A 575-nucleotide genomic window follows, 5' to 3' on the forward strand; every position below is an offset into this window, starting at 1 on the left:
AGATTTAAGAGTAGGAACCATTATAGAAGTTAATGATTTTCCTAAAGCAAGAAAACCGGCGTACCAATTAACTATAGATTTTGGCGATTTAGGAGTTAAAAAAACATCGGCACAAATTACAACACTTTACACTAAAGAAGTTTTACTGCATAAACAAATTGTGGCGGTTGTAAATTTCCCAAAAAAGCAAATAGCCAATTTTATGAGTGAATGCTTGGTTTTAGGAGCTGTAAATGGTAAAGATGTTATTTTGTTAAACCCAGAACATAAAGTTAAAAACGGTATGGTTGTGTCGTAAAAACAAAAAAGCAGCGTTTTAAACGCTGCTTTTTACTGTATTTGTTTAATTAAATATCATCAAAATCTACATCTGTAAAACTTTCGGTAGTTTTAAGGGTGTCTTCTGTTTCAGATTTTGCGGAATATTCAGTGTTGTATTCTTTTTTAAAATCTTTTTGGTGACGTTCACTAATTACTTCATCACCTTTTTCTTCTATGATATAATCTGTCATTTCAGATAAAATACTCTTAAACTCAGCAAAATCTTCTTTGTAAATATAAATTTTATGCTTTTT

Annotated in this window: 2 protein-coding genes; one reads left to right on the plus strand and one right to left on the minus strand. The window is 29.7% G+C overall.

The annotated features are described in order from the left end of the window. The coding region (locus FUA24_RS23440) for a tRNA-binding protein (RefSeq protein WP_148545756.1) at positions 1–298 on the plus strand (298 nt) is incomplete at its 5' end. Positions 299–347: 49 nt separating this feature from the next. Here the strand turns inward: FUA24_RS23440 and FUA24_RS23445 are convergent. Beyond that, on the minus strand, positions 348–575 hold a 228-nt coding region (locus FUA24_RS23445; protein WP_148545758.1), incomplete at its 5' end, for a DUF3276 family protein.

The sequence above is a fragment of the Seonamhaeicola marinus genome (assembly GCF_008085455.1).